The sequence below is a fragment of the Streptomyces sp. CA2R106 genome, from assembly GCF_037034245.1.
In the GTDB taxonomy this organism is placed as follows: Bacteria; Actinomycetota; Actinomycetes; order Streptomycetales; family Streptomycetaceae; genus Actinacidiphila.
In genome coordinates this window covers 140,099-156,091 of record NZ_JBAGKC010000011.1, presented here as the reverse complement: position 1 = coordinate 156,091, position 15,993 = coordinate 140,099, and the positions used below count along the sequence as shown (strand labels likewise).

The following is a 15,993-nucleotide window of genomic DNA, read 5'->3' as shown; positions in this document are numbered from 1 at the left end:
GCGCCTCCCGGTTCGACGGCCCCCCGCACGGCACCGCGTCCCCCTGCCGCCCTCCTCCGAACGGACGGACCGCCCATGACCGACACCGCTCCCATACCCCCGCCCGCGTCCCCGGGCGGCTCCGCCCAGCAGGCGTACCCGGACGGCCGGGTCGCGCTGTCCGACCCGTCCGCGGTGGCCTCCGCACCCTTCGCCAACGCCGAACTGGTTCCGGTCCCGGTAGAGCAGCGGACCTGGGGCGTGTACAACTACCTCGCGCTGTGGGTGGCCATGGCGCACTGCATCCCGTCCTGGACGCTGGCCTCGGGGCTGGTGGCGCTGGGGATGGACTGGAAGCAGGCGGTGCTGACGATCGCGCTCGCCAACGTGATCGTGCTGCTGCCGATGCTGCTGACCGGCCACGCCGGCCCGAAGTACGGCATCCCGTTCCCGGTGCTGGCGCGGGCCTCGTTCGGGGTCCGCGGCGCGAACCTGCCGGCACTGGTGCGGGCGGCGGTGGCGTGCTGCTGGTTCGGCATCCAGACCTGGATCGGCGGCCAGGGCATCTTCGTGCTGCTGGGCAAGATCTTCGGCGGGTGGGCCGACACCGGCGAGGTCGGCGGCTACCCGTGGACGCTGTGGCTGTCCTTCCTGGTCTTCTGGGCGATCGAACTCGCCGTCATATACCGCGGCATGGAGACCCTGCGGCGCTTCGAGAACTGGGCGGCGCCGTTCGTCCTGGTGGGCGCGGCCGTGCTGCTGGTCTGGATCGCGCACAAGGCGGGCGGCCTGGGCCCCCTGCTGCACCAGCCGTCGAAGCTGGGCTGGGGCGCGGACTTCTGGAAGGTCTTCTTCCCCGGCCTGATGGGCATGATCGGCTTCTGGTCGACGCTGTCCCTGAACATCCCCGACTTCACCCGCTTCGGCCGCGGGCAGCGGGCACAGGCGTGGGGCCAGACCCTCGGACTGCCGACGACCATGACGCTCTTCGCGCTGATGTCCGTGCTGGTCACCTCGGGATCGCAGCAGGTCTACGGGGCGGCGATCTGGGACCCGGTGGAACTCGCCGGCCGGACCGACAACGTCTTCGGCCTGCTCTTCGCGCTGGTCACCGTCTTCATCGCGACGATCTCGGTGAACGTCGCGGCGAACGTGGTCTCCCCGGCGTACGACCTGGCGAACCTCGCGCCGAAGCGCGTCACCTTCCGCACCGGCGCGGTCGTCACGGGTGTGGTCGGGGTCCTCGTCATGCCGTGGAAGCTGACCTCCACACCGCAGCTGTACATCTTCACCTGGCTCGGCGTGGTCGGCGGCCTGCTCGGTACGGTCGCCGGCATCCTCATCGCCGACTACTGGATCGTGCGGCGCACCGAACTGCACCTGGCCGACCTGTACGCCGACCACGGACGCTACTGGTACACCGGCGGCTGGAACTGGCGGGCCGTCGCGGCGTTCACGACCGGCGGCCTGCTCGCGGTCGGCGGCTCGTACTCGACCCTCGGCGCGGACGGCACGAAGGCGGGGCCCTTCCCCGTGCACGGGCTGATCCCCTTCCTCCAGCCCCTGGCGGACTACGGCTGGGCGGTCGGCCTCGGGGCGTCCCTCGTGGTGTACCTCGCCCTGATGCTCGCCCGGCCGCCGGGTGCGGCCGGCGCCGGGTGAGACGGGGCACGGGGCCGGGGCCGTCTCTGGTTGGATAGGGGGCATGGGCAACGATGCAGGCACGGCGCCGCCGACCGCGGAGGACCTGACCGACGCGTTCACCGCCGATGTCGAGGCGGTCGTCAGGGACGTCGTCGCGGCCGAAGTGACCCCGCGCTGGCGGCGGCTGGCCGATGCCGACGTCGTGGAGAAGAACGGGCCGCACGACCTCGTCACCACCGCCGACCGGCGGGCGGAGGAGGCCCTCACGCGGCGGCTGCCCCAACTGCTGCCCGGCTCCGTGGTGGTGGGCGAGGAAGCGGTCGCGGCCGACCCGGCCCTGCTGGAACTGCTGCGCGGTGACGCCCCGGTGTGGGTGGTGGACCCGGTCGACGGCACTTCGGCGTTCGTCCGGGGCGACGAGGGCTTCTCCACGCTGGTGAGCCTGGTCCGCGGCGGTGAGCCCGTGGCCTCCTGGACGTACGCCCCGCAGCTGGGCCTGTTCGCCACCGCGCGGCGCGGGCTGGGCGCGTACCTCGACGGGGCGCGGCTGCGGACGGCCGCCGACCGCGAGCCGCTGCGGATATGGATCTCCAACCCGGTCTTCCGCCACGCCGAGGAGCGCGCCGCGCTGGCCCGGCTGGAGGCGGCGGGCGTCGAGACGGTGCCGTGCGTCACCAGCGCCGGCCTGGCCTACCTGGAGGTCGCCCGGGGCATCGCCGACGGTGTGGCCTTCTTCTGGGAGGCGCCCTGGGACCACTCCGCGGGGCTGCTGCTGGTCTCGGAGGCGGGCGGCGCGAGCCTGACGCCGGCGGGGGCGCCGTTCCGCGTCGCCGGGGGCAACCGGCTGCCGTTCACGGTGGCCCGGAACGCGGCGACCGCCGAGCGCGTGGTGCGCACCCTGGGTGTCGGTTTCTCGGAGAGCGGCGCGGCGGGCAGTGCGGCGAGCAGTGCGGCGGACGGTCTGCACAGCGGCGCGCCGAGCGGGCCCGCGGGCGGCCCGCGGTGAGCCGCGCGGTGGTCGCCGACGCGGTCGTGGTCGGCGCCGGCCCGAACGGCCTGACCGCCGCGGTCGAACTCGCCCGCGCCGGCCTGTCCGTGCAGGTCTACGAGGCCGCCGACACCGTCGGGGGCGGCGCCCGCACCGAGGAGTTGACGCTCCCCGGCTTCCGCCACGACCCCTGCTCGGCCGTCCACCCCTTCGGCGTCGGCTCGCCGGCGTTCGGCGCGCTGCCGCTGGCCCGGCACGGCCTGGAGTGGCTCCACCCGCGGGTGCCGATGGCGCACCCCTTCCCCGACGGCACCGCCGCCGTGCTGGGCCGCACGGTCGGGGAGACCGCCGCCTCGCTCGGGCCGCGCGACGCGCCCGCCTACCGCAAGCTGCTCGCCCCGTACACCGGCCACTGGGACGCCCTGGCCGCGGACTTCTTCCGGCCGCCGTGGGCGGGGCTGCCCAAGGACCCCTACCGCTTCGCCCGGTTCGGCCTCACCGGCCTGCCCCCGGTCGGCCTGATGGCGCTCCGGTTCCATGACGCGAAGGCCCGCGGCCTGCTCGCGGGGCTGGCCGGGCACGCCATCGCGCGGCTGCGCGAACCGCTCACCGGCGCCATGGCCCTGATGTTCGCGCTGGCCGCCCACGAACGCGGCTGGCCGGTGGCGCGCGGCGGCTCCCAGGCGATCAGCGACGCGCTCGCCGCGCACCTGGCCGAACTCGGCGGCGCCGTCACCACCGGGGTGACCGTGCGCAAGCTCGACGAACTCCCGCCGGCCCGCGCGTACGTCTTCGACACCTCGCCCACCGCGCTGGCCCGGATCGCCGCGCTCGGCGACGCCTACCGCGGCTACCGCTACGGCCCGTCCGTCTTCAAGATCGACTACGCGCTGGACGGCCCCGTGCCGTGGACCGCGCCCGCCGCCCGCGAGGCCGGCACGGTGCACATCGGCCCCACGTACACCGAGATCGGCGACGCCCTCGACCGGGCCGTGGCCGGCCGGATGCCGCAGACGCCGTTCCTGATCACCTCGCAGCCGACCGTGGTCGACCCGTCCCGCGCGCCCGCGGGCAAGCACGTCTTCTGGGCGTACGCGCACGTCCCGCGCGGCTGGCACGGCGACGCGACCGACGCCGTCGAGCGGCAGATCGAGCGGTTCGCGCCGGGCTTCCGCGACCTGGTGCTGGCCCGCGCGGTGACCGGCCCCGCGGGCCTGGCCGCCCGCAACGCCAACTACGTGGAGGGCGACATCGCGTGCGGCGCGTTCTCCGGGCTCCAGACGGTGCTGCGGCCGCGGCTGGCCGCGATCCCGTACGCGACCCGGCGCCCCGGGGTCTTCCTGTGCTCCTCGGCGACCCCGCCCGGGCCGGGCGTGCACGGCATGAGTGGCCACAACGCGGCGAAGGCGGTGCTGCGGCACCTGAGGCGGGCCGCGGCCCGCGCGTAGACACCACGCGGGCCGTCAGGAGCGGTCACGCGGGGCGTCAGGAGCGGTGCGTCCGGCGGTAGCTCCACCCCAGCAGTCCGAGCAGCACCAGCCCGGACAGGATCAGACTCGACCCGGTGCTCCAGCCGCCGAACGGCAGCCGCGGCACCAGCCGCGCGCCCCACACCACCCCGGCGCCGATCAGCGCCAGCCCGGCCAGCGCGGTCCCGGCGATCCGCCACGGCGAGGCCACGCTCGCCGCCACGCCCTGCATCGCCCGGACCCGCACCGGCTCCTCGAAGCGGGCCACCGCGGGCACCGCCCGCGACAGCAGCACCAGCCCGGCCAGCACCAGCAGCATGCCCGGCCCCGGCAGCACCAGCAGCGCCAGCCCGACCAGCAGCAGCACACCACCGAGCACGCCCAGCGCCAGCCGCTTCGCCGGGTGCAGCCGCCGGGACCGCTCCACCGCGCCGGGCACACCGGACCCGCCGGGGCGCTCCGGCCCGCCCTGACCCGTACGCCGCGCCGCGCTCACCGCCTCACCGTAGCCGCCGGGCCGGTGGGCGGCGCGGCAACGCGCCCCGCGGGCGGCTCAGCCGGGGGTCAGCTGCTGCAAGCCCACCACCCGCAGCAGCTCCAGCCGCTCGCGGGACGCGCTGCCCGGGCGCGCGGTGTACACCACCAGCCGCTGGTCGTGCTCGGGGTTGACCAGCACCTCGCACTCCAGCTCCAGCAGCCCGACGACCGGGTGCAGGAAGCGCTTGACGTCGCTGCGCCGCACGGCCACCTCGTGGTCGTCCCACAGCGCCGCGAACTCCGCGCTGCGCTCGCGCAGCCGGCGCACCAGCCCGGCCAGCCGCTGGTCGTCCGGGCGCCGGGCGAGGGTGGCGCGCAGGTCGGCGACCGCCGCACGGGCGCCGCGGTCGCGGTCCTCGGCCGGGAACAGCTCACGGGCGGCCGGGTCGGTGAAGTAGCGCCAGGCGATGTTGCGCTGGTCCTCCGGGCGGGCGGACGCGTCGCCGTGCAGCGCCTTGGCCATCGCGTTCTGCGCCAGCACGTCGCCGCGGTCGCTCACCACCTGCGCGGGGGTGTCGGCCAGCCGGTCCAGGACGAGCAGCAGACCCGGGCGGACATGTGCGGTGGCCGGCCGGCCACCGCGCGGCGGCTCCTCGCCGGCCAGCAGGAACAGGTGGTCGCGCTCGTCACCGCTCAGCCGCAGCGCCCGGGCGACCGCGGCGAGCATCTGCCGGGAGGGGTACGAGCCCCTGGCCTGCTCCAGCCGCGTGTAGTGGTCGGTGGACATCCCCGCCAGCCGCGCCACCTCCTCGCGGCGCAGCCCGGGGGTGCGCCGCCGTGGCCCTGCGGAGAGCCCGACGTCGGCGGGGGAGAGCCGGGTGCGGCAGCGCCGCAGGAAGTCGGCCAGTTCGGTTCTGTCCACCCCTCCACCATGCACTCGGCCGCCGTCCGTAGCCAGGGACAGCCGGTCCCCGGCTACGGACGCGGGCGGTCAGGCGCCGGGGTAGCCGTAGCCCTGGCCGGGCTGGGCGCCGGGCTGCTGCGGGTAGCCCGGCTGCGGGCTGCCGTAGCCGGGGGCGGGCTGCTGGTAGCCGGGCTGCGGGGTGCCGTAGCCCGGGGCGGGCTGCTGGTAGCCGATCTGCGGCTGGCCGCCGGCCTGGTACATCGCGGCCGGGTCGCGCACCTCCGACAGCGCGCGCTTGAAGATCACCTTGCTGAAGTAGCCGCCCCCGCCGAATATGCACAGCACGACGTACCAGAACTGCTCGGCGCCGGTCATCTGGACCAGGCCGTACTCGCTCAGGGCCTTCTTCGCGGGCACCTTGGCGAGGTAGTACACGCCGAAGTAGATGCAGCCGAGGACGTACCAGAACTTCTCCCACGACGTGTTCACGCCGCGCCCGAGGTACTGCCGTTCCGCCATGGGACTTTCCGCCTTCTTTCGCTGTGGTGACCTGGCCGGGGTCTGCCGACCCGACCCGTGTCCGGCCGTGCCGGCACAGATGGCCGCCGCCAAGCGAAAAGCCGTCGTCCCCCGTGCGCAGAATCTTAAGTCGGCGGGGGCACCGGTGTCCCACCTCAGTCCGTAACCCTTGCCAGTCGAAGGGCGGTTCACTAACCTTACTCGCCAGTAAGGTTACTGCGAAGTCAGGAAGAGGCGTAAGCATGGCCGCACTTGATGATCTCGACCTGGAGGCGCTGGACTTCGGGTCCGTGGAGCCGGGCGAGTTCGCCCGGATCGTGAAGGGCCTGCCGGGCCGCCGGCTCAGCGAGTTCATGGCCGGGCCGCAGCGCCGCCGGGTGCTGGACGAGGTGTTCGGGCGGATGCACACCCGGTTCAAGCCCGAGGCGGCCGGCGGCCGGGACGCCCTGATCCGCTGGCGGATCACCGAGTCCGGCACCGAGCCCGGCGACCGCGACGACGTCTACGAGACGCACATAGCCGGCGGCGCCTGCACGGTGACGACCGAACGCACCGACCGCACACCGCAGTTGAGCCTGACGATGGCCGCACCGGAGTTCCTGAAGCTGGTCTCCGGCAACGCCTCGGGACCCACCCTGTTCTTCACCCGCAAGCTGAAGGTGAAGGGCGACATCCGCCTCGCCGGCGGTCTGACGTACTTCTTCGACATCCCCAAGGCGTAGCCCGCGGGCGCGGCGGCCTCCGTCAACTCCCCTCGGGCGCGGCGGCGGCCGCCTCCTGCGCCGGGTCGCCGTCCACCAGCTCCACCGGCGCGGTGCCCGCTGCCAGCGCGGCCAGCCCGGCCCGGACCCGGCGCGCGCCGTTCGCGTACAGGTACTGCTCCAGGTCCTCCGGCGCCACCAGCCGCCAGGAGTCCAACTCCTCCGCCTGGAGTTTGATCGCCGCCAGTTCGTCGTCGCCGAGCACGCCCCCGTCGTAGAGGTAGATCACCAGCGGCGGCCGGGCGGCGCCGGCGATCCAGTCGATCGCCAGCAGCGCGCCGGGCACCACGTCGAGGCCGATCTCCTCCAGCGTCTCCCGGCGGGCGCCCTGCCGCGGGGTCTCGCCCTGGTCCGACTCGATGGTGCCGCCCGGCAGCGTCCAGGTGCCGTCGTCCCGGTAGTTGGGCTCGACCAGCAGCACCCGGCCGTCGGTCGAGCGGAACAGGGTGCTCGCACTGGCCAGGATCTTGGGCAGCGACGCGATGTACGTGGCGTAGTCGGTGGTCATACGCACCAACCTACGGGGTGCGTACGGCCGGTGGGATAGGGTCTCGAACCGGCGCGACGTCCCGTTCCGGATCAGGAGAGATCACGTGTCCGACGCAGCACGGCGGCCGGTGGGGCATGTCCTCGTCGCCGCGGACAAGTTCAAGGGCTCGCTGACCGCGGTCGAGGTCGCCGCCCACGTCACCGCCGGACTTCACGAGGTGGCACCCCAGGTGGCCGTCACGTCGCTGCCCGTGGCCGACGGCGGCGACGGCACCGTGGACGCGGCGGTCGCCGCGGGCTTCGAACGCCGCACCGCGCGGGTGGCCGGCCCGCTCGGCGCACCGGTCGACGCGGCGTACGCGCTGCGCGCCGGCACCGCCGTCGTCGAGATGGCCGAGGCGTCCGGGCTGCGGCACCTGCCCCCCGGGGTCTTCGCGGCGCTGACCGCCACCACGTACGGCACCGGCGAGCTGCTGCGCGCCGCGCTCGACGCCGGGGCCCGCACCATCGTGCTCGGGGTCGGCGGCAGCGCCACCACCGACGGCGGCGCGGGCATGCTCGCCGCGCTCGGCGCCCGCCTGCTCGACGCCGAAGGGGTGCCCGTCGCGCCCGGCGGCGCCGCGCTCGCCTCGCTCGCCACCGCGGACCTGTCCGGGCTCGACCCGCGGCTGGCCGACACGGAGATCGTGCTCGCCAGCGACGTGGACAACCCGCTGCGCGGGCCCAAGGGCGCCGCCGCCGTCTACGGGCCCCAGAAGGGCGCCTCCGAGCAGGACGTGGCGCTCCTCGACGGTGCGCTCGGGCAGTACGCCGCCGTGCTCGGCGCCACCCTCGGGGGTGCGGCTCTCGCCGCAGCCGACGCGCCCGGGGCCGGCGCCGCCGGCGGCATCGGGTACGGCGCCCTCGTCGGGCTCCGCGCGTCCTTCCGGCCCGGGATCGAGGTCCTCCTCGACGTCCTCGGGTTCGCCGACGCGGTCAGCCGCGCCGACCTCGTCATCACCGGTGAGGGCTCCCTCGACGCCCAGACCCTCCACGGCAAGGCGCCGGTCGGCGTCGCCGCGGCGGCCCGCTCCCGCGGAGTGCCCGTCGCCGCGGTCTGCGGCCGCCTCGCCCTTTCCCCCGAGGAGCTCGCCTCCGTCGGCATCACCCGTGCGTATGCTCTTGCCGAGCTCGAACCCGATGTCCAACGGTGCATGGCTGATGCCGCGCGGCTCCTGCGGCTCGCGGCGGCCTCCCTGGCGCGGGATTTCCTCGGCTGACCTCCCCCCGGGTGCCCCCGTCCGGTCTGCCCCGGGACCACCCCCCGGTGGGGGGCTGGTCGCGCCGTTCCCCGCGCCCCTGATTCCGCTCGGCCCTTCCGTGCCGGCCGTCCCCCCGCCCAGCCCGCTCCGGTCTGCTTCGGGACCACCTGCCGGTCCTGGGCTTGTCGCGCAGTTCCCCGCGCCCCTGATTCCGCTCGGCCCTTCCGCGGCCCCCATCCTGCCCGTCGGCAGGTGAAAGCTTCAGACCCTTCCGCGGCCCCCATCCTGCGGAGGGAGCCGAGCCAATCAGGGGCGCGGGGAACTGCGCGACAAGCCACAGGCAAGCAGGTGATCCCGGGACGGCGGAACCCACCCGCCCGGAGGGCAGGAGCCGCCCACCGGGAGGTGGTCCCGGGGCGGACGGGACGGGGGCACCCGGGGGGGGTGCGTTTACCGCGCGGTAGCGCGTTCGCGACGGTTGGCGCGGAAGGTGTTGACGCGGCGGGTGGTCGCGAACCCGGGAATCGTGGCGGCGGCGACGCACTGGAGGGCGCAGCCGGCCTGGAGCAGCTGGTGCCCCCCGGGAATGTCGAGGGTCCAGGCGGCGAGGCACCCCATGCTGACCAGCGTCCAGCAGAACGTGACGAGTGCGAGGCGCCCCCGCGGCTTGGGGTACTCGACGCGGCTGACCATGAGCCACGCCACCCCGACGATCGCGAGCACGGTCGGGACGAAGGGCAGCTCGAGCAGGACCAGGGACACCACGGTCATTGCCCCGAAGGGGCTGGGCATGCCCTGGAAGACGCCGTCGCGCAGAGTGGTGCAGGAGAAGCGGGCAAGCCGCAGGACCACCGCGAGCACGACAAGTACGGCCGCGGCGGCGGCCACCTTGCCGTGGGCGTCGTCGGTGACGATCCCCCACACGACGACGAAGTACGCGGGCGCGAGCCCGAAGCTGATCAGGTCCGAGAGGTTGTCCAGCTCGGCGCCCATCGCCGAGCTGCGCAGCTTCCGCGCGACGAGACCGTCGAAGAGGTCGAAGACGGACGCCATCAGCATCAGCGTGACCGCGTTGGCCGCGCTGTGCTTGGACATCGCGTTGCTGCTGTTCCCCATGAGGTGCGGGACGAGCACGCCGGTGGTGGTGAAGTAGACGGCCATGAAGCCGCAGATCGCGTTGCCGAGCGTCAGCGCGTCCGCGATCGACAGCCGGGTGGACAGCGGCAGGTCGTCGTCCTGCTCCTCGATCTCGCTGACCCAGTTGTGCGTCTCGTGCTCAGTCACGGTCAAGACGCGTCACCCCAGCCGTCATGGTCTCGCCGACCTCGACCGCGCTGCCCACGCCTTCCGGCAGGTAGACATCCACCCGGGAGCCGAACCGGATCAGCCCGATCCGCTCGCCCTGCTCGACCTTGCAGCCGCGCGGCACGTACGGCACGATCCGCCGGGCCACCGCGCCGGCGATCTGGATCACCTCGACGTCACCGATCTCGGTGTCGAAGTGCCAGACCACCCGCTCGTTGTGCTCGCTCTCCTTGTTGAACGCCGGTACGAACCCGCCGGGGATGTGCTCGACGGAGGTGACCGTGCCGCTCAGCGGGGCGCGGTTGACGTGGACGTTCAGCGGGCTCATGAAGATCGCGACGCGGGTGCGCCCGTCCTTCCACGGCATGACGCTCTGGACCACGCCGTCGGCGGGGGAGACCACCCCGCCCTCGGTGATCTTCCGCTCGGGGTCGCGGAAGAACCACAGCATGCCGGCGGTGAGGACGGTGGCGGGGACGGCCACCGCCGTCCACCGTCCGGAGCGTCGGGCGCGCAGCAGGCTGACCGCCGCCGTGGCCGCGGTCGGCAGGAGCCACGGCGACGCTCCGCGCGCGAGGCCGACCCGGCGGCGAGGTGCAGAGGATTGGCTGTGGGGCATGGAAGACCTTCGTAGCGGAGGGTGCCGCGAAATGCTTCTGGGGACGGCGGCTTTCACTGATGGTATCGGCTGACACGGGCAACTCGGCAAGCTGATGGGCGAGTCGATGGCCGGTTCCCGCACCTGCCGTTTTCACGCAGTGTGACTCTCATCTCAGGAAAACCGCTGCGAACGCGGACATTCACCCGTCGACACGGTACTCCTCCAACAGCCGCCGTCCGATGATCATTTTCTGGATCTCGGCGGTCCCCTCGCCGATCAGCAGCATGGGGGCCTCACGGTACAGCCGCTCGATCTCGTACTCCTTGGAGAAGCCGTAGCCGCCGTGGATGCGGAAGGCGTCCTCGACGACCTCCTTGCAGTACTCCGAGGCGAGATATTTGGCCATGCCCGCCTCCAGGTCGTTCCGCTCGCCGGAGTCCTTCTTGCGGGCGGCGTTGACCATGAGCTGGTGGGCGGCCTCCACTTTCGTGGCCATCTCGGCCAGCTTGAACTGGATCGCCTGGTGCTGCGCGATCGGCCGCCCGAAGGTCTCGCGCTGCTGGGCGTAGGAGATGCCCAGCTCGAAGGCGCGGCGGGCGACCCCGCAGCCGCGCGCGGCGACGTTCACCCGGCCCACCTCGACGCCGTCCATCATCTGGTAGAAGCCGCGGCCGCCGGTTCCGCCGAGCACCCGGTCGGCCGGCACGCGGACGTCCTGGAGGACCAGCTCGGTGGTGTCGACGCCCTTGTAGCCCATCTTCTCGATCTTGCCGGGCACGGTGAGCCCGGAGACCTTGGGGTTCGGGCCGAAGCCGGGCTCCTTCTCGATCAGGAAGGTGGTCATCGACCGGTGCGCGGGCGCGTCGGCCGGCTGTCCCTCGTCGGTGCGGCACAGCACGGCCACGAGGTTGGCCGAGCCGCCGTTGGTCAGCCACATCTTCTGGCCGTTGAGCACATAGGCGTCGCCCTCCCGGACGGCCTTGGTGCGGATCGCGGACACGTCGGAGCCGAGCCCCGGCTCCGACATCGAGAACGCTCCGCGTACGTCGCCGGTGGCCATCTTCGGCAGGAAGTAGTCCTTCTGCTCCTGCGTGCCGTGCTGCTTGATCATGTACGCGACGATGAAGTGCGTGTTGATGATGCCGGACACGCTCATCCAGCCGCGGGCGATCTCCTCCACGGTCAGCGCGTAGGTCAGCAGTGACTCGCCGAGCCCGCCGTACTCCTCGGGGATCATCAGGCCGAAGATGCCCAGGTCCTTCAGGCCCGCGACGATCTCGGTCGGGTACTCGTCGCGGTGTTCCAGCTCGGTGGCGACCGGCAGGATCTCCTTGTCGACGAAGGAGCGCACGGTGGCGAGGATCTCCCGCTGGATGTCGGTCAGACCCTCGGTCTGCGCGAGGCGGTCGGCCATGTCACTTCCCTCCCCGGGAGTCGGTGCCGGCGGTGCCGGTGGGTTCGGCGGGGCCGGCGGTCTCTGCGGTGCCCGCGGCGGGTGCGGGTTCGGGGCGGCCGGGCTGCTCGCCGCCGCGCTCGGCCACGTAGGAGGCGGTCGGCACCATCACCTTGCGGCGGAAGACGCAGACCAGGGTGCCGTCCTGCTTGTAGCCGCGGGTCTCCACCTCCACGATGCCGCGGTCGTCCTTCGACTTCGACGGCCGCTTGCCCAGCACGGTCGTCTCGCCGTAGATCGTGTCGCCGTGGAAGGTCGGCGCCACGTGCCGCAGCGACTCGATCTCCAGGTTGGCGATCGCCTTTCCGGACACGTCGGGCACGGACATGCCCAGCAGCAGCGAGTAGACGTAGTTGCCGACCACCACGTTGCGGCCGAAGTCCGTACTGCTCCCGGCGTAGTGCGCGTCCATGTGGAGCGGGTGGTGGTTCATCGTGAGGAGGCAGAAGAGGTGGTCGTCGTATTCGGTGACCGTCTTGCCGGGCCAGTGCCGGTAGACGGCGCCGACCTCGAACTCCTCGTAAGTACGCCCGAACTGCACCGTCATACCTCCAGCTTGTTCGCTCGGCGGATCTCGTCCACGATCCGGCCGATGATCCCGGTGATACCGAAGTCCTTCGGCGTGAAGACGGCCGCCACACCGGCGGCCCGCAGGTGCTCCGCGTCCGCGGCCGGGATGATGCCGCCGACGATCACCGGCACATCGTCCACCCCGGCCCGCCGCAGCCGCCCGAGCACGTCCGGCACCAGGGCCGCGTGCGACCCGGACAGGATCGACAGGCCCACGCAGTGCACGTCCTCGGCGACCGCGGCGGCCACGATCTGCTCCGGGGTGAGCCTGATCCCCTGGTAGACCACCTCGAAGCCGGCGTCGCGGGCGCGCACCGCGATCTGCTCCGCGCCGTTGGAGTGCCCGTCCAGGCCCGGCTTGCCGACCAGCAGCCGCAGCCGCCCGCCGCCCAGTTCGGCCGCGGTGGCGGCCACCTTCCGCCGTACGGCGGCGAGTTCGCCGTCCACCTCGGCGCCCACCGCGACCGGCGCGCCGCTCACCCCGGTCGGCGCGCGGAACTCGCCGAACACGTCGCGCAGCGCCGACGCCCACTCGCCGGTGGTCACCCCCGCCCGCGCGCACTCCAGCGTCGCGGGCATCAGGTTCTCCGTTCCGGCGGCCGCGGCCCGCAGCTCGGCAAGCGCCTTGTCGACCCGCGGCTGGTCCCGGCCGACCCGCCAGTCGTGCAGCGCGGCCACCACCCGTGCCTCGCCCGCCGGGTCCACCGTCATGATCGCCCGGTCCAGGTCCGCGGTGAGCGGGTTGGGCTCGGTCGACTCGTGGATGTTGACGCCGACGATCTTCTCCGCGCCGGACTCGATCCGCGCCCGCCGCTCCGCGTGCGAGGCCACCAGCTGCGACTTGAGGTAGCCGGACTCCACCGCGGCCATCACACCGCCCAGTTCGTCGATGTGCGCCATCTCCGCGGTGGCCTGCTCGACGAGTTCGGCGACCTTCGCCTCCACCACGTGGCTGCCGGCGAAGATGTCGTCGTACTCCAGCAGGTCGCTCTCGTGGGCCAGCACCTGCTGGATGCGCAGGCTCCACTGCTGGTCCCAGGGGCGCGGCAGCCCCAGCGCCTCGTTCCACGCGGGCAGTTGGACCGCGCGGGCGCGGGCGTCCTTGGACAGGGTGACGGCCAGCATCTCCAGCACGATCCGCTGGACGTTGTTCTCCGGCTGCGCCTCGGTCAGGCCGAGCGAGTTGACCTGCACGCCGTAGCGGAAACGGCGCTGCTTCGGGTCGGTCACGCCGTACCGCTCGCGGGTCACCTGGTCCCAGATCCGGCCGAAGGCGCGCATCTTGCACATCTCCTCGACGAACCGCACGCCCGCGTTCACGAAGAAGGAGATCCGCCCGACCACGTCGCCCTGCCGCTGCCGCGGGATGCGGCCGGAGGCGAACACCGCGTCCAGCACGGCGATCGCGGTGGACATCGCGTACGCGATCTCCTGCACCGGGGTGGCCCCGGCCTCCTGGAGGTGGTAGCTGCAGATGTTGATCGGGTTCCACTTGGGGATGTGGTTGACCGCGTACGTGATCATGTCCGTGGTCAGCCGCAGCGAGGGGCCCGGCGGGAAGACGTGGGTGCCGCGGGAGAGGTACTCCTTGACGATGTCGTTCTGCGTGGTGCCCTGGAGCGTGGCGATGTCCGCGCCCTGCTCCTCGGCGACGACCTGGAGCAGCGCCAGCATCCACATCGCGGTGGCGTTGATCGTCATCGAGGTGTTCATCCGCTCCAGCGGGATGTCCTCGAACAGCCGCCGCATGTCGCCGAGATGGGATATCGGCACCCCGACCCGGCCCACCTCGCCGAGCGCCAGCACGTGGTCGGGGTCGTAGCCGGTCTGCGTCGGCAGGTCGAACGCCACCGACAGCCCGGTCTGCCCCTTCGCCAGGTTCCGCCGGTACAGCGCGTTGGACGCCTCCGCGGTGGAGTGCCCGGCATACGTCCGCATCAGCCACGGCCGGTCGCGCCCCCTTTTGTGCTCGCTCGCCTCCGGGGGCTTCGACCCGGCGTCGACGGTCCTCGCTCCCGCGCTCGTGCCTCGCTTGTCGCTCGTCGCTTTCGACACCGGCGCCCCCTTTGGCTCGCTCGCCGGGGGCGCCGTTCTTACGTGGGTGCCCGGTGGCTGGTGGTTGTCCGTCATCGTGGCGGTCTCACGCGTCCTTGAATCGGTTGATGGCGGGCAGGTGGCGGGCGCGCAGTTCGGGGTCCGTGACGCCCAGGCCCTCGCGCGGGGCGAGCGCGAGCACGCCGACCTTGCCCTGGTGGAGGTTGCGGTGCACGTCGTACGCGGCCTGGCCGGTGTCCTCCAGGCGGTAGGTCCTGGACAGGGTGGGGTGGATCTTCCCCTTGGCGATCAGGCGGTTGGCCTCCCACGCCTCGCGGTAGTTGGCGAAGTGCGAGCCGACGATCCGCTTGAGGCTCATCCACAGGTAGCGGTTGTCGTACTCGTGCGTGTAGCCGCTGGTGGAGGCACAGGTGACGATGGTGCCGCCCTTGCGGGCGACGTAGACCGACGCGCCGAACGTCTCGCGGCCGGGGTGCTCGAAAACGATGTCCACGTCCTCGCCGCCGGTCAGCTCCCTGATCCGGGCGCCGAACCGCTTCCACTCGCGCGGGTCCTGGTGCCGGTCGTCCTTCCAGAAGCGGTATCCCTCGGCGGACCGGTCGATGACCGCCTCGGCGCCCATCCGGCGGCAGATCTCCGCCTTCTGCGGGCTGGAGACCACGCAGACTGGGTTGGCGCCGCCGGCCAGCGCGAACTGGGTGGCGTACGACCCGAGTCCGCCGCTGGCGCCCCAGATCAGCACGTTGTCGCCCTGCTTCATGCCGGCGCCGTTGCGGGAGACCAGCTGCCGGTAGGCGGTGGAGTTGACCAGCCCGGGGGAGGCGGCCTCCTCCCAGGTCAGGTGGGCGGGCTTGGGCATCAGCTGGTTCGCCTTGACCAGGGCGATCTCCGCCAGCCCGCCGAAGTTCGTCTCGAAGCCCCAGATCCGCTGCTCCGGGTCGAGCATCGTGTCGTCGTGCCCGTCGGCCGACTCCAGCTCCACGCTCAGGCAGTGCGCCACCACCCGGTCGCCGGGGCGCCACCGGTTCACGCCGGTCCCGGTGCGCAGCACCACCCCGGCCAGGTCCGAGCCGATCACGTGGTAGGGCAGGTCGTGCCGGGCGGCCAGCGGCGAGGTGCGGCCGTAGCGCTCCAGGAAGGCGAAGGTGGAGACCGGCTCGAAGATCGAGGTCCACACCGAGTTGTAGTTGACCGAGCTGGCCATGACGGCCACCAGGGCCTCGCCCGGGCCCAGTTCGGGCACCGGGACCTCGTCCAGGTGCAGTGACTTGCGGGGGTCCTTGTCGCGGGTAGCGAGCCCGGCGAACATCCCCGCCTCGTCCTTGTGCACGGTCACCGCGCGGTACGACGCGGGCAGGGGCATGGCCGCGAAGTCCGCGGCGGTGGCATCCGGTGCCTGGATCGCGTCCAGGACGTCCCTGGTGGAACTCGTCGTCATGTGGCTCGCCTCCGGTGCAGCGGAACGGGGATGGAGGTGCCGTTGTCGGTTCGGCGAACAGGGGGAACTCGGGGGCCGGGCCGGGGGGACAGGTGCTCGG

Annotated in this window: 15 protein-coding genes; 5 read left to right on the top strand and 10 right to left on the bottom strand. The window is 72.9% G+C overall.

The genetic code is table 11. The features are described 5' to 3' along the window. Positions 1-75 precede the first annotated feature (75 nt). From WA788_RS18895 to WA788_RS18885, 3 genes are read left to right on the top strand one after another with little or no spacing between them, the layout of a single operon-like run. Entirely contained in the window at positions 76-1,641 is a 1,566-nt protein-coding gene (locus WA788_RS18895) for an NCS1 family nucleobase:cation symporter-1 (RefSeq protein ID WP_335978774.1), read from the top strand. A gap of 43 nt (positions 1,642-1,684) precedes the next feature. After that, positions 1,685-2,629 (top strand): inositol monophosphatase family protein, encoded by a 945-nt coding sequence (locus WA788_RS18890; RefSeq protein WP_335978772.1) that lies wholly within the window; start codon positions 1,685-1,687, stop codon positions 2,627-2,629. Continuing rightward, positions 2,626-4,059, top strand: coding sequence for a phytoene desaturase family protein (locus tag WA788_RS18885; RefSeq protein WP_335978770.1), 1,434 nt, complete (start codon positions 2,626-2,628; stop codon positions 4,057-4,059). Before WA788_RS18890 ends, WA788_RS18885 begins: the two co-directional genes overlap by 4 nt. A 37-nt stretch (positions 4,060-4,096) precedes the next feature. Here WA788_RS18885 and WA788_RS18880 read toward each other — a convergent pair whose 3' ends face one another. The 3 genes from WA788_RS18880 to WA788_RS18870 all read right to left on the bottom strand — a co-directional run bounded on the left by WA788_RS18880 (position 4,097) and on the right by WA788_RS18870 (position 5,980). Continuing rightward, positions 4,097-4,576, bottom strand: coding sequence for a PGPGW domain-containing protein (locus tag WA788_RS18880; RefSeq protein WP_443034061.1), 480 nt, complete (start codon positions 4,574-4,576; stop codon positions 4,097-4,099). Positions 4,577-4,633: 57 nt separating this feature from the next. Next, entirely contained in the window at positions 4,634-5,479 is an 846-nt protein-coding gene (locus tag WA788_RS18875; RefSeq protein ID WP_335978768.1) for a helix-turn-helix transcriptional regulator, read from the bottom strand. 69 nt (positions 5,480-5,548) lie between these two features. After that, positions 5,549-5,980, bottom strand: coding sequence for a hypothetical protein (locus WA788_RS18870; protein ID WP_335978766.1), 432 nt, complete (start codon positions 5,978-5,980; stop codon positions 5,549-5,551). A 242-nt stretch (positions 5,981-6,222) separates the two neighbouring features. Here WA788_RS18870 and WA788_RS18865 point away from each other — a divergent pair, with 242 nt between their 5' ends. Beyond that, on the top strand, positions 6,223-6,702 hold the full coding sequence (locus tag WA788_RS18865) for an SCP2 sterol-binding domain-containing protein (RefSeq protein ID WP_335978764.1): 480 nt from the start codon (positions 6,223-6,225) through the stop codon (positions 6,700-6,702). A 22-nt stretch (positions 6,703-6,724) separates the two neighbouring features. On the opposite strand, the gene WA788_RS18860 is transcribed toward WA788_RS18865, so the two are convergent. Beyond that, complete coding sequence (locus WA788_RS18860) at positions 6,725-7,249, bottom strand: NUDIX hydrolase (RefSeq protein ID WP_335978762.1); 525 nt, start codon at positions 7,247-7,249, stop codon at positions 6,725-6,727. Positions 7,250-7,334: 85 nt separating this feature from the next. Here WA788_RS18860 and WA788_RS18855 point away from each other — a divergent pair, with 85 nt between their 5' ends. Then, a complete protein-coding gene (locus WA788_RS18855; protein WP_335978760.1) occupies positions 7,335-8,489 on the top strand; it encodes a glycerate kinase in 1,155 nt (384 codons plus the stop codon). A gap of 432 nt (positions 8,490-8,921) precedes the next feature. Here the strand turns inward: WA788_RS18855 and pssA are convergent, their stop codons facing one another. The 6 genes from pssA to ccrA all read right to left on the bottom strand — a co-directional run bounded on the left by pssA (position 8,922) and on the right by ccrA (position 15,893). Further along, complete coding sequence (gene pssA, locus WA788_RS18850) at positions 8,922-9,761, bottom strand: CDP-diacylglycerol--serine O-phosphatidyltransferase (protein WP_335978758.1); 840 nt, start codon at positions 9,759-9,761, stop codon at positions 8,922-8,924. Then, positions 9,748-10,395 (bottom strand): phosphatidylserine decarboxylase, encoded by a 648-nt coding sequence (locus tag WA788_RS18845; protein ID WP_335978755.1) that lies wholly within the window; start codon positions 10,393-10,395, stop codon positions 9,748-9,750. The genes pssA and WA788_RS18845 overlap by 14 nt, the downstream gene beginning before the upstream one ends. A 181-nt stretch (positions 10,396-10,576) precedes the next feature. Next, positions 10,577-11,791, bottom strand: coding sequence for an acyl-CoA dehydrogenase family protein (locus WA788_RS18840; protein WP_335978753.1), 1,215 nt, complete (start codon positions 11,789-11,791; stop codon positions 10,577-10,579). 1 nt (position 11,792) lies between these two features. Further along, entirely contained in the window at positions 11,793-12,371 is a 579-nt protein-coding gene (locus WA788_RS18835) for a MaoC family dehydratase (RefSeq protein ID WP_335978845.1), read from the bottom strand. Between the two features lie 2 nt (positions 12,372-12,373). Next, positions 12,374-14,338 (bottom strand): protein meaA, encoded by a 1,965-nt coding sequence (locus tag WA788_RS18830; protein WP_443034063.1) that lies wholly within the window; start codon positions 14,336-14,338, stop codon positions 12,374-12,376. A gap of 202 nt (positions 14,339-14,540) precedes the next feature. Then, positions 14,541-15,893 (bottom strand): crotonyl-CoA carboxylase/reductase, encoded by a 1,353-nt coding sequence (gene ccrA / locus WA788_RS18825; protein ID WP_335978749.1) that lies wholly within the window; start codon positions 15,891-15,893, stop codon positions 14,541-14,543. Positions 15,894-15,993: the final 100 nt, after the last annotated feature.